At 61.5% G+C, this 12,883-nt stretch carries 9 protein-coding genes; 6 read left to right on the top strand and 3 right to left on the bottom strand.

Going from position 1 to position 12,883, the window contains the following annotated elements:
- Nucleotides 1-8 precede the first annotated feature (8 nt).
- The 4 genes from Ga0080574_RS16470 to Ga0080574_RS16455 are packed head-to-tail and all read left to right on the top strand — an operon-like array spanning nucleotide 9 to nucleotide 2,813.
- The gene (locus Ga0080574_RS16470) at nucleotides 9-803 is read left to right on the top strand and encodes a dihydroorotate dehydrogenase electron transfer subunit (protein WP_076702169.1); all 795 of its coding nucleotides are present in this window, start codon (nucleotides 9-11) and stop codon (nucleotides 801-803) included.
- Nucleotides 796-1,743: a dihydroorotate dehydrogenase gene (locus Ga0080574_RS16465; RefSeq protein WP_076702166.1), complete on the top strand. Its 948-nt coding sequence runs from the start codon at nucleotides 796-798 to the stop codon at nucleotides 1,741-1,743. Before Ga0080574_RS16470 ends, Ga0080574_RS16465 begins: the two co-directional genes overlap by 8 nt.
- Before the next feature lie 3 nt (nucleotides 1,744-1,746).
- Complete coding sequence (locus Ga0080574_RS16460) at nucleotides 1,747-2,220, top strand: SRPBCC family protein (RefSeq protein ID WP_076702162.1); 474 nt, start codon at nucleotides 1,747-1,749, stop codon at nucleotides 2,218-2,220.
- A complete protein-coding gene (locus Ga0080574_RS16455; RefSeq protein WP_076702159.1) occupies nucleotides 2,217-2,813 on the top strand; it encodes a SagB/ThcOx family dehydrogenase in 597 nt (198 codons plus the stop codon). Before Ga0080574_RS16460 ends, Ga0080574_RS16455 begins: the two co-directional genes overlap by 4 nt.
- Before the next feature lie 568 nt (nucleotides 2,814-3,381).
- Here the strand turns inward: Ga0080574_RS16455 and Ga0080574_RS16450 are convergent.
- From Ga0080574_RS16450 to Ga0080574_RS16440, 3 genes are read right to left on the bottom strand one after another with little or no spacing between them, the layout of a single operon-like run.
- Nucleotides 3,382-4,371 (bottom strand): ATP-binding protein, encoded by a 990-nt coding sequence (locus Ga0080574_RS16450; RefSeq protein WP_076702155.1) that lies wholly within the window; start codon nucleotides 4,369-4,371, stop codon nucleotides 3,382-3,384.
- On the bottom strand, nucleotides 4,368-6,611 hold the full coding sequence (locus tag Ga0080574_RS16445; protein WP_156876383.1) for a TnsB C-terminal domain-containing protein: 2,244 nt from the start codon (nucleotides 6,609-6,611) through the stop codon (nucleotides 4,368-4,370). The genes Ga0080574_RS16450 and Ga0080574_RS16445 overlap by 4 nt, the downstream gene beginning before the upstream one ends.
- Complete coding sequence (locus tag Ga0080574_RS16440; protein ID WP_076702148.1) at nucleotides 6,608-7,348, bottom strand: hypothetical protein; 741 nt, start codon at nucleotides 7,346-7,348, stop codon at nucleotides 6,608-6,610. The genes Ga0080574_RS16445 and Ga0080574_RS16440 overlap by 4 nt, the downstream gene beginning before the upstream one ends.
- 842 nt (nucleotides 7,349-8,190) lie before the next feature.
- Between Ga0080574_RS16440 and Ga0080574_RS16435 the strand changes: the two genes are divergently transcribed.
- Both Ga0080574_RS16435 and Ga0080574_RS16425 read left to right on the top strand, forming a co-directional pair.
- Entirely contained in the window at nucleotides 8,191-11,124 is a 2,934-nt protein-coding gene (locus Ga0080574_RS16435) for a UvrD-helicase domain-containing protein (protein WP_237219271.1), read from the top strand.
- A 434-nt stretch (nucleotides 11,125-11,558) separates the two neighbouring features.
- A protein-coding gene (locus tag Ga0080574_RS16425) for an IS3 family transposase (RefSeq protein ID WP_156876303.1) occupies nucleotides 11,559-12,667 on the top strand; the annotation gives its coding sequence in 2 pieces (ribosomal slippage) (nucleotides 11,559-11,808 and nucleotides 11,808-12,667; 1,110 coding nt in all).
- Nucleotides 12,668-12,883 lie beyond the last annotated feature (216 nt).

Raw genomic sequence — 12,883 nt, 5'->3', positions numbered from 1 at the left:
AGGACTGCATGGAACAGACCGATGCGCCCGTGGTGTCGAACACACATCTGACGGGGGAATACTGGCTACTGGAGGTCGAGGCGCCCTCTGTCGCCGCAGCGCTGGAGCCGGGCCAGTTCGTCAACATCCGCATTCGCGACAGCCTCGCCCCGTTTTTGCGCCGCCCGTTCAGCGTCTATCGGGTGAACCCCGAGAAGACGCGCCTTCAGGTCGCCTACAAGATCCTCGGAAACGGCACCCGGCTGATGAAGGAAACGCTGCAACCGGGGGCGCTCTGCGATCTGATCGGCCCTCTCGGCAAGGGCTTCGAGCTGCCCGAAGACGCAAAGACCATTGCACTGGTCGGTCGCGGTATCGGCATCGCCGCGCTGCCCATGCTGGCCGATCTCGCCGCCGCGCGCGGCGTCACATCCCATGCGTTCCTCAGCGCACGCAGCCGAGACAACCTTGTCGGAGCCGAGATCTTTGCCAGCCACGGCGGGCAGGTCTTTACCCATGCCGACGACACGCCGGACGATGTGGCGCTGGTCACCGACCACCTGTTGCGCATGGCGGAAAGCACCGCATTCGACGCGATGTATGTCTGCGGCTCCAACCGGCTGATCCGGCAGGTCGACAAGCTTGCACGCGCGCACGGCATCCCGGCGCAATCGGCAATGGAACAGCATATGGCCTGCGGCTTCGGCGACTGCCACGGCTGCATCATCGAAGTGAACCTCGACCGCGACGGAGAAAGCCGCGGCTATCGCGAGGTTTGCCATCACGGTCCGGTCTTCAACACCTGGGAGGTTGCCAATGCCTGACCTCAGCATCACCATCGCCGGCATCGAGATGAAGAACCCGCTGACCGTCGGCTCGGGAACCTATGGCCACCACGGCCGCTTCAGTCAGTTTTTCCCGGTCGAAACCATGGGCGCACTGGTCCCCAAGACGATCCGCCCGCATCAGTGGCCCGGAAACCCGCCGCAGCGCGTGCTGGAAGTGCCGGCCGGGCTGCACAGCTCGGTTGGCATTCCCTCGATCCCTTGGGACCAGTTCGAGACGGAAGACGCCCCGCGCCTCAAGGCGCTCAACCTGCCGGTGATCCAGAGCGTGATCGGGCGGACCGAGGACGAATATGCCGAGGTGGTGCGGCGCTGCACAGACCTTGACGCATTCGCCGGGCTGGAGCTCAACCTGTCCTGCCCCAATCTGAAGCAAGGCGGGCTCGATTTCGGATACGATCCCGACGCCGCCTACAGGCTCGTCTCTCGCGCGCGCGAGCAGACCGACCTGCCGCTCATCGCGAAGCTGGCACCGGACTATTCTTCGCTCGTTCCGGTCGCACAGGCGATCGAGGCGGCCGGCGCCGACGCTGTGGCGCTGGTCAACGCGCCGCGCGCCATGTGCATCGACGCCGACACGCTGAAACCGATGATCGGCAACGGGGTCGGCGCGCTCTCGGGGCCCGCGATCAAACCGATGGCGGTCTATATGGTCTGGACGCTTTACCGCGCGATCAGCCTGCCGATCTTCGGCATGGGCGGCGTGGCCACCTATCGCGACGTGATCGAATTCATGGCTGCGGGCGCCTCTGCCGTGGCCTTCGGAACGGTGTCCTATGTCGACCCGATGGCGCTCCCTCGTGCGCTTCGGGAACTTGAAGCCTGGATGGCGCAAAACGGCATCGACGACGTGGAGCAGCTTGTCGGGGCCGCACACGATGCGGATTTCGAACGCCCGCAAAGCCGCAGGGTCGCCTGAGCGATGGATTTCGACGGCACATATCACCTGAACGCCACCCCGACAGAGGTCTGGCAGGCGCTGAATTCCGAGGACATCCTGGCACGCAGCATTCCGGGATGCGACCGCGTGGAAAAACAGGAGGACGGCAGCTTTGTCGCCTCCGTCATCCTGCGGATCGGCCCGATCAAGGCCCGGTTTCACGGCACCGTCCGGATCGAGGAAATCTCGCCGCTCCAACAGTATCTGCTTGAGGGCGAAGGCAAGGGCGGCGTCGCCGGCTTTGCACGAGGCGAGGCTCGGCTGGACCTCCTGCCCGAGGACACCGGCACCCGTCTGACTTATCATGTGCAGGCCCGGATCGGCGGCAAGATCGCGCAACTGGGCAACAGGATGCTGCAATCGACCGTACAGAAACTGTCGGATACATTTTTCCAGAACCTGACCGCGGCTCTGGAACAAGAAACGACCGACATTGCAACGGAGGCGCAGACATGACCCCCGAGACCCAAGGCAGTTTCTCCGGCCTCCTCGCGCGACGGCGCTCAGTGCGGGAATTCGCCGACAGCCCGCTACCCCGCGTGGCGGTCGACCGCCTCATCGACACCGCGCAGGGGCTGCGTGACACTGCCGGCAAACGCGCCGCCCCCTCCGCGCATGCGCTCTATCCGATCCGGCTGTTACTGACGGTCGGGCGGGTGGAGGGGATGGCCATCGGCGTCTACGACGTGGACGCGCAAACCGGCGATACCGCTCTCAAAACCGCCCAAGACCTACGCCGAGACCTGCGGCAGGCGGCGCTCGACGATCAGCCATGGCTGGAAGCGGCGCCGCTGATCGTCACCCTGTGCGCTGATCTGGACAAGCTCAACGCGGCCTTCTCCGATCAACCCCCGTTCGGCCACCGCGGCAAGCGCTATGCCTATATCGAGAGCGGCGCGATTGCCCAGAACCTGTCGCTTCAGGCGGTAGAAATGGAATTGGGGTCCGTCCTTGTTGCCGGTTTCGACGACGACAAAACGGCGGAGGTGTTGCAGCTGCCAATAACGCCTTTGATGCATATATGCTTTGGCAGAAAGCGTAAGCCGTGACGATCAGGAGCGTTCGCTCGTCCTGTAGCACCGCCGACTATGTAGCTTCTGGTAATCAGTGACCTGCACGCCTGAAAAGTCCGCGGTTTAAAGTTAGCCTACTTTTCCGCCCTTCGTGACGACCTTGAGTGCGATTCTGCGTCATGCACGGAGGTCGGCTGTTCTCCTTAACGTGCTGCCCCCCGCAAAAACCCCTAGGCGTCGCCACAGCCAGACATGCAAACGGCCTCGGGTACTCCCCGAGGCCGTTTCTTTATCTTCTCATTCAAAATGACCTTGTGAGACGGTTAGGTCATGTCGCGCGGCACGCCACACCACAAATATGAGTCAGAGAAAGCAGATGAGTGCGCAAAATCAATCACTTCCGATTCGGCGTCAGGAATTCATAAAGGTTTTCAACAACTTGCCGGACGCGGCTTCCTGATTGAAAGCATAAGCATGCGCGCAAACCAAAAACATGCGCAGTATCAGGGCCTTAGCTCATGTGGGCATACGGGCTGCAGCGTCTAGGCATGAAAAAACCCGCGCCGAAGCGCGGGTTTCTCAAAGACTGAATTGTCCTGGAAGATCAGGTGCCGATGGCGGCCCGGAACGGCTTGTCCCTCCGGAACATCCTCTCGTAGCTTTCATGGGTGAATAGTGTCGCCAGCTGGTTCATTCCGGTTTTCTCGCACCAGGCCGCCACGAAATCCGACCGCTCAACCACCCCTTCCCTCCTGGCAACGGCAAGCGCTACAGCATCGACGACCATGTCGATGACCAATCCCCACCGGAATGCGCCGGCAGTCGCAAGGCGGTGCAGGAAATCTCCCGTCGGTAGACGCGCATCGACATCGAGCCCCGCGCTGATGGCGTAGCTCCCGACGATTTCATTGAGGGTTTCGTAGTCCTGCGCTGGATGCCCGGGCGCACTGCTCAGATCGATTTCCTGGAACTCGATCCTAGTCATCAGCCGATCGAGCTGTGGCTCGCGCTGCACGTAGTCTCCCAGTTCCGGAACACCCGAAAGGATCAACATGAGCGGCCAGTCGTGTGACTTCATGAGCGTCTTGAACGCATCCAGGACGCTCAGAACCTCGGCATCCGACTTTCCGCGCATGATATGCTGCGCCTCGTCGTAGTAGATCCCGATGACGCCCTGGAGCTTGGCCTGCTTGATGACCAGATCCCAGATCTCAAACTGGGTCCGGCGCGTCTTGTTCGTAATCGGATAGCCCAAGGCGTGAAGCGTCTTGCGGCCAAGGTCCTTCCAGGACCCTTTCGCCTCAAGCACGCAGCTTGCAAACCGCGCGTCCTTGCCGTCTGGCAAGAGAACGGCGGTCCCGTTGAAGCGGTTCAGCATGTCCGAGATCTCGGCGGTCTTGCCAGAACCAGACAGCCCCGTCACAAGGAGGCTACGTGCCTCGAAGCCCTTCCCGGACCGCAGACGCCCCAAGTGGCGACTGAAGAGCTGCGCGAAGGTCTGCTGAAGTTCCTCGCCCCTGGCGAGCGGGAAATGACGCTGCGCCAGGTCCGCATTCAGGTTTGCCAACGAGGGAATGATGAAGGGGTTGGTCACAGTTTGCTATCCTTGATGGGGCCGAAGGTCATGGCCTTGATGTCGTCAGGGTCTGGCGCCGAAGTTGCCCCCGTCTCTGGGGGCCCATCCGCCTGTCCAGCGAACCGCGGCGACGATGTACTCGCCCTGGGAGGCGTCGAAGCGGATGGCGGTTTAAACGGAGCCGTACCGGCTGGGCGTGCCGGCACCACACCCGACGTGCGGCCCCTGCTCATGAGATGCCCGGGTGCAGCAGTCGCGCCGATGTAGGCGGCGGGTCGCGTTTCGACCTGAAGCAGTTTGCTCGCGCGAGCCTCGAGCTGTGCGAGCGTCTGGTAGCTCGACGGATCGCGGGAATCCGGGAAGAAGCCGGATTCAAGCGCACGGCGCTTCATCGCTTCGCTCAGGTGTCGATCATGGAGTTCCCGCAAGATCGGATTGGACTTCGTCGCAGTCCCCATGATCTCGATGGCTTCTTCGAGCGTCTGGTCCTTGAAGACGGTCATGCTAAGGCGGGCTTCAATCACGGCGTCTTCCCCCTCGGCAGTGACATGGACCTTCCGCAGGTCGTCGGGATCGAGGTGAACGGTGACCCGCTTCGGGCGCCCCGCTGCGAAGCGTTGGAGTTCCGTAGAGTTGAACGGGATATTGAACGCCCTGACCCCTTCTGACGTCGTGGTTGCCTGAACCTTTGCTCCCAAATGCAGACACCGGTCGCGCTGCGACGGCGGTTCCATCGGGCCGTAAAGCTGAAGGGCCTCTTCCTGCTTCTGACGAGGGGTCGCACCGTACATCCCGGTGCCGCGATGCGGCCGGAAGGGATACTCATCGATAAAATATCGCGTGAGGGTGCCATAGAGGTCGTCATGACTGATTTCGGCCGAGGGCTTGGGCTCGTAGCCGGTCAGTTCGCCAGGACGGCTACCGGTGTACCCTGGCCGGAAGTTCAGCACGTCCCATTGCGTCGTGCCGAAAAGCCGCTCGACCGTCTGCTTATCCATGGGCTGGTGCGCGCGCGCCGTCATCACGGCCATGCCCATTCCGAGCTGCCCCGCATACACGTCTGCATTCCGGGTGGCCGTGCCATTGTCCGCTAGCGCAAGCCCCAAGCGGACGGGCGGCACGGGATCCTGTTTGCAGCCGTATCGCACCTTCTCCTTGGTCTTGTCCCGGGTCGCCATGCGCAGCAGAGCCTTGCTGTGATCGGCATCGGCCGTTTCAGACATGACCCAACCCAGCACCTCGCGGGTCGCGATATCAAGGATCACATGGAGCCAGCAGCGTCGGATCTCATTGTCCGCAAGCTCCTGCGGAGCTTCCTTGGGATCGATAATCTCAGCACGTACGACACCATCGCCGGAGGTGAAAATCGACAATAGATATTGATCTGTTTCGAACTTCTCACCGAATCCCAGGGCGCGCACATCGGTAGAACCAGCTCCCTTGGTGTTGGTCCCGTGCCGCGCTCCTCCGCGGCCGATCACGGTCACGACACCAGAAATCGCCTTCGCACGCGTGCGGATCGTCGTGATCGAGGGAAAGTTGATGTCTTGCGCCATCTCTTGGGGAGAGCGGTGGAAGACTTTTGTCGCCAGCTTGTAAACTGATGCCAATTTTGGCTGCTTAGGATCATGCCAACGGTTGAGGACGTAGTCGATGAACCGCTCTTGCCATTTGCAGAGCCTTGGCTCCCGGCGCCCCTTCATGCGATCACGATCCGCCAAGACAACTGGGTTCTGATCGAAGCGATGGTAGACGTCGCGGTAGTTGGTCAGGGTCCGCCCTTGCGGAACATCAAAGCCGCTTGCGAGCTTCCCGCCGCGGCGTGTCCCGAGAAAATTGTGCCCAGGCGCGATCTGTTCCGCGCGGGTCAGAAGCAGACGGCGATGTGTACCGCTCTTGTTCATGCTGCGCTGGGTGAGCTTCACGCCCTCGGCGCGCAGCTCGTTCTGAGCGATAACAAGGGCGAGGCGCGCCTGGACAATCCGCTGGTCTTTTTCCGAAAGCTGCTCAACGCACTCGAGGCCGTCGGTATGCTTGAGCAGGGCCTTCCGCCTTTCGACGTCGGCCGGCTTGATCACCTCGCAATCCCGGTGTCGGATTGCAGTCTCAACCCGCTCAAGCGGCAGCGTGAAACACTCGCCGGTTTCCTTGCACTCCACCGCATAGCCGCTCTCCTCGCGAACCGACACCATCAGTTCGCGACCATCCAGCTTCAGGATGGATCCTTTGGGGATGTTGTAGAGCGGCTGCGAAGTCATGCGTTCAGCGCGACCCGCGAGGGATAGTCAATGACGCCGTGCATGTCCGCCCAGAGCACATTCTGGCCGATGAGCCGCATCGCCGCCTGGTAGCAGCGCCACGGCTCCATGTCGCAATTCGCGATCAGGTCGCTCAGATACCAATAGCTGGTATTGCGTGCGGCATCCTCGACGAGATCATCCGCGTCATCGTCCGACACCTGCAGATAGTCCCAGATACGGCGAAGGTTGTCGCGATAGGCGCGCGTGTAGTCATCGGTGCAGACGACCATGCAGTCGTCAGCAAAGTCCTCGGTGACCGCGGCGAAGATGTCGTCGATTTCGTCCTGGGTTTCGCGCTTCGCCAAGCTCGTCGCGTTGCGCACGAAAACCGCGCGCCGGTACCCATCCTTGAAGGTGAGCCGCAAATCGAAATGATGGGGGTACACTCCCCTCTGGCGACGGCAATAGTAGTAAACAGGCGCAAGCTGCACTTCCAGCCCATAGAGTTCGGGGCTGCGAAGGGCATCCAAGGTGACGGCGTATTCGGACTCGCCATCATAGTGGTAGACCTGCCGGATGCCGCCCGTCATCGGCGTTGCGATCGCAACCGACACCCGCTTGGCCGTGTCGCTGCGGGTCAGCGGATTGAGAGCACCAGCATAGGGAAGCACCCCGTGGATCGGTGCCACCACCAAGGCTGGCTGTTTCTTCTTGGGTGCCGGTTGGTCCTGCAACCAGTCTTCGTAATTCGACATGCCGTCTCCGTTCCCGGAAACGAGGCGTTTCCGGAGTAGTCATATTTTCATCCTGGAGCTCAGACCGCGCTTGCCCGGACCATTTTCGGCCTCTAGCTTGGCAAGTGATACACGGGCGATCTTTGCCCCAACTTCCAGGCGCGCACCCGAGGGTGCGCGTTTTCTTTTGCGCAGGACGTGGCCCTCATGGACCGCCGACCTTGCACAAGGGGAAGGTCCGCGAATCCGCTGAAAATCCAAAACAGAAAAATGCGCCCGGCCTTGAAGGCTCTGGCCAGAAATGAGTCAATCCCCTGAAAATGCGAAAAAATATTCTCTGAATTTTCTTCAGATGACCACTTCAAGGGCCATCGGCGTCACGCTCCCGGGGCCAGCGCGACGAAGGCGGACATGTTCTCGCAAGGTGATGAGCAGGACATCACGAGAAGAAAGTTGCCACGCGTCTTGGAGTGATCATCCCCTGAGGCAACGAGGTTCCCACCAGATCGCCTCAGAGCTGCACTGCGGGTACCGGTCGCCGCTTCTGCACCGCTGCCCAGGCCTCGGCGGCTAGGGGCGTGTCGATGGGATTCGCTGTTTCGACGGTTTGGAGATCGGCGAGTTTGCTCCCTTGGCGGGGACAAACCAGCCAAATCGCAAACCTCGACATCCAGCCTCATAGAGAAAGGTGGCCGGGACCTTGGGGCCCGCGCCCTGTAGCGCGCTACCACCGCATCCGGACACTGCACGCTTGAGAACAAAGGTATGTCGCCGACGTGACGTACCGCATTCCACGCGACAAGTACTCGGAACCAGTCAATGCCACCTGGACGCGAAGGCTTCCCACCTGGGGAGCGTCTGGTATGTCGGAGATGGAACTCGACCTCTGGATTTCGATGAAACTTGTATCGCGCCCACTGCCCGCCTTCCTGTCTGACCCCTTCCGCAAGCACCCGCGAGAGCTGGCACTCCAGGACGACACCATTGCGGCGTCCGGCGGCGCTCATGCCTGGATCCACCTCTCGGAGATCGCGGCAAGTCCCGTGGTACAGCGTGGCCGTGTCTCCGCCCGCCTCACCCTGGATCTCGGAAACCAGTCCTGCGTCCTGCTGCCCGGGGTCCAGGAGGCACCCGCCAGAGCCTTCGCACAAGCTGTCGAAACAGCCTGGTCAGGCTACAATCTTGCCCAGCTTTCCAAGGAAGACGACGCGATTGCGGCCCTGATGACGGCAATCGAGGGATTGAAGGCACCGACGAGATATCCCGCCGCCTGCCTTGTAGACCCAGTCGCCAGCCATGCCGCCGACCTCGACGCCCACGTCCTGAAGAAGCTCAACCCAGCAGCCCTGGGCGAGGAGACGATGGCGCGCCTGTCTCCGATCATGGAGTTCGCCCGCAATCCAGAGCAACTCCGCGATGCGGCAATCGCAGCCTTTACCGACCAGCAGCTGGCGGACTGGAAAGAGTTCTTCGAAACCGTCGAGTCCATGCCGCTGACGCCGGAGCAGCGGCTGGCCGTCGTGGTCGACGAAGATGCAACGCTCGTCCTCGCCGGTGCCGGCTCGGGCAAGACTTCGGTCATCACCGCCAAGGCTGCCTATCTGGTGAAGGCCGGTATCCGGCAGCCGCATGAGCTTCTGCTCCTGGCCTTCGCCAAGGATGCCGCCACCGAAATGTCCGATCGCATCGAGGCGCGGTGCGGCGTGCCGATCATGGCGCGCACCTTCCACGCCCTGGCCTACGAGATCATCGGTACGGTCGAGGGCGAAAAACCGCCCCTCGCACCGACGGCGACCGACGACAAGGCCTTCCTCCAGTTGATCAAGGACATCCTGCGGAACATCGTGAGCCGGATGGCCGACATCGCCGGAACCGTGGTGGGTTGGTTCGCCGGCTTCTTCGACGATATCCCCAATGCATGGGACTACGACTCCGCCCACAAGTGGTATTCCGAGGTTGAAAGCCGGAACCTGCGAAGCCTGAAGGGCGACACCGTCGCCAGCTTCGAGGAGCTGACGATCGCCAACTGGCTGTACCTGAATGGCATCGCCTACAAGTACGAGCCGACCTACGAGCACGAGCTGACCGGGACCGGCAGGCGCGCCTACACACCGGACTTCCGGCTCACCGAGAGCGGGGTCTATCTCGAGCATTTCGGCGTCCGCAAGGCAACACAGCCGGACGGTACGGAGGAGCTGACCACCGCCCCCTTCATCGATCGCGACGCCTACCTAGAGGGCATGGCCTGGAAACGCCAGGTCCATGCTGAACACGGCACGACCCTGATCGAGACCTATAGCTGGGAGAACGAGGAAGGCCGGTTGCTCGAAGCGCTGGCAGAGAAGGTCGCGCCGCATGTCACGCTCCGCCCGCGCCCTGCCCTCGAGATCTACGACAGCGTGACATCCCTTGGTGTCGTCGACGGCTTCACGTCACTGATCGCGACCTTCCTGCGGCACTTCAAGAACGGCGGCTATCACCTGGGCGATTGCGAGACGAAGGCCGCGACCCTGAAGATGGGCAAACGCGGCGATGCCTTTCTCAAGATCTTCGGGGCGGTATACCGCGAATATCAGGACAGGCTGGGCGAGCGCATCGATTTCGAGGACATGGTGAACCGCGCGACCGCGCTGGTGGAAAGCGGGCGTTACGTGAGCCCGTTCCGCCATATCCTTGTCGACGAATTCCAGGACATCTCGACCGGCCGGGCGCGGCTAATCCAGGCGCTCAAAAACCAGCATGCGGAGACGAGGATATTTGCCGTCGGCGACGATTGGCAGTCCATCTACCGTTTTGCCGGCTCCGACATCCACATCATGCGCAACTTCGGTCGCGAGTTCGGCGGCGTCTTCGCTGGCCACACCGGTGTCCACCGCACGGTCGACCTCGGACGGACGTTCCGGTCGGTCGACAAGATCGCCCTGGCTGCCCGGCGCTTCGTGCTGTGCAACCCGGCGCAGATCACCAAGATGGTTGTTCCTGCCGGCGAGGCAGAGCATCCCGTAATCCGGATTGCCTGGACTCGGCGCGAGACCGGCGACCAGGTGCTGGACGACAGCCTGAAAGCTCTGGCGGCAGAGCCTGCTCCTCTTGGTCGCAAGGCAACGGTGCTCTTGCTGGGCCGCTACCGCTTTATCGAGCCCGACATGCGCAGCCTTCGTCGACGGCATCCGAACCTGACGATCACCTTCAAGACTATCCATGCCTCAAAGGGCCTGGAGGCCGACCACGTTGTCCTGCTCGGCGCCGATAGCGCACGCATGGGCTTTCCATCGATGATCGTCGACGACCCTCTTCTCGCCCTTGTCTCGCCCGAAGCGGAACCCTTCGCCAACGCTGAAGAGCGCCGCGTGATGTATGTCGCCATGACCCGGGCACGCCGAACGGTCACGATCCTGGCGTCCGAAGCGCGCCCTTCAGCCTTCGTCACGGAACTGCTGAAAGATCCCATCTATGACGTAGCCAGCCCAAGCGAGGCCCAGGAGCGCACCCATACATGCGGGCAATGTGGTGGCCGCCTGCTGTTCATGCCCGGCGTTGATGGCCCAGGCTGGTACCGTTGCGAGCACATCAAGCACTGCGGCAATCGCATGCCCGCCTGTCCCGCTTGCGGCACCGGGCTTCCGGTTCGCAAGGAACCGAAAGGCGAGAAGAATTGCGGAGAGTGCGGAGCCGTCCAAGCACCTTGCCCGGAATGCACCGACGGCTGGCTCGTGGAACGGAGGGGAAGATACGGGGCTTTCCTGGGCTGCGTACGTTTCCCTGATTGCGCAGGAAAGTCGAAGTTAGGTCGTTAAGCAGGCAAGCGAACAGGTGGCTAAATAGGTGCCGGAAAGCGGCAGCGCCAATTGGACAAGCCAGGCCGAAGATAGCGATCATACGCGTTTCAAGGGCCAAGGTAGCAACGACATGGGCGGAGAGCGGTCGTTCGCGGCTTGGCAGTAAGCCGCGATTTAGCGGGAGGAAGTACAATGCCAGGCGCCAAATTGCGTGCCATTTGATGCGAGTTGAACTTTCAAACGAAAGACCAGGTCGCCGTTAACACCGCTCCAGCAAATCGATCAAGCGCAGATAACGATAGTCGGAAGTCAATGACGGATCGATTTCAGAAATCAGGGCAAGAATTTTCGGTAGCTCGTACGGGGCGCGTGATAACGCGTTGGGTGTGACCTGCTCCCCTGAAAAGTCCGCGTTTTGAAGTTAGCCTGTTCTCCAAACGAGGAGACAGACAATGCGGAAAAGCCGTTTCAGCGAAGAGCAGATCATTGGCATTTTAAAGGAGCACCAGGCCGGGATAGGTGCCAAGGAGCTGTGCCGGAAGCATGGCATCAGTGACGGCACGTTCTACAAGTGGCGCTCGAAGTATGGCGGCATGGAGGTGTCGGAGGCCAAACGGCTGAAGGCGCTGGAGGCTGAGAATGCGAAGCTCAAGAAGATGCTCGCGGAGCAGATGCTGGATGTGGCCACGCTCAAGGAGATGCTGGGAAAAAACTTCTGAAGCCCGGTGCAAGGCGACGAGCCGTGGACTGGGCCATGACAGAGAAGAACTACAACCAGCGGCGGGCCTGTGCCCTGGCCGGGATCGACCCGCGTGTGTATCGACGTGGATCAATTAGACCTGTAGACGCCGAGCTGCGGGAGAGGCTGAAGGCGATTTCCAGCGAACGGCGTCGCTTCGGCTATCGAAGGCTGCACCTGCTTCTTGGTCGCGAAGGCTGGAAGGTGAACTGGAAGAAGCTTTACCGGATCTACCGGGAAGAGGGCCTGACAGTGCGCAAGCGCGGCGGTCGCAAGCGCGCGATCGGAACGAGGGCCCCGATGGCGATCCCACAAGGGCCGAACCAGCGATGGTCCCTGGACTTCGTCTCGGACAGCCTCTCAGACGGGCGCCGGTTCCGGGTGCTGTGCGTCATCGACGACTTCAGCCGGGAATGCCTGGCGACGGTCGTGGACACTTCGCTGTCGGGGCAACGTGTCGGCCGTGAGCTCGACAGCATCGCCCGGGTGCGCGGCTATCCATGTATGGTGGTCAGTGACAACGGAACGGAGCTGACATCGAATGCCATCCTGAAATGGCAGGAGGACCGCAAGGTCGAGTGGCATTACATCGCGCCAGGAAAGCCCATGCAGAACGGCTTCGTCGAGAGCTTTAATGGCCGCCTGCGCGACGAGTGCCTGAACGAGCACCTGTTCGCCAACCTGCGCCACGCCCGGGAGCTTATCTCGGCCTGGCGCGAAGACTACAACCACCATCGCCCCCACACGAGCCTCGACGGGCTCACACCGTGGGAGTATCACCAACGGTCAGTAGAGGACCAAACCCTGAACAGAGCGAACTAAAAAACGCGGACTCTATGGGGAGCAGGTCACATTGCCTTCAGGTTGCCACCTCCGAAACTGCTTGGCCCAAGACTCCTACGCCTGATCGGACGCGAAACTCGATCATATCAGCAGAAGAACCACGGCAAGCACCTTCTTCTGCGGCACATCGTGTTCATTCTACGCTTCTGTTGATCCCTACTATCGCCAATGACCCAAACCGTTCCATGGGTTAGC

Source organism: Salipiger abyssi (assembly GCF_001975705.1).
GTDB classification, from domain to species: Bacteria; Pseudomonadota; Alphaproteobacteria; order Rhodobacterales; family Rhodobacteraceae; genus Salipiger; species Salipiger abyssi.
The sequence above is the reverse complement of the archived record's forward strand: the minus strand, read 5'-3'. Positions and strand labels throughout refer to the sequence as shown.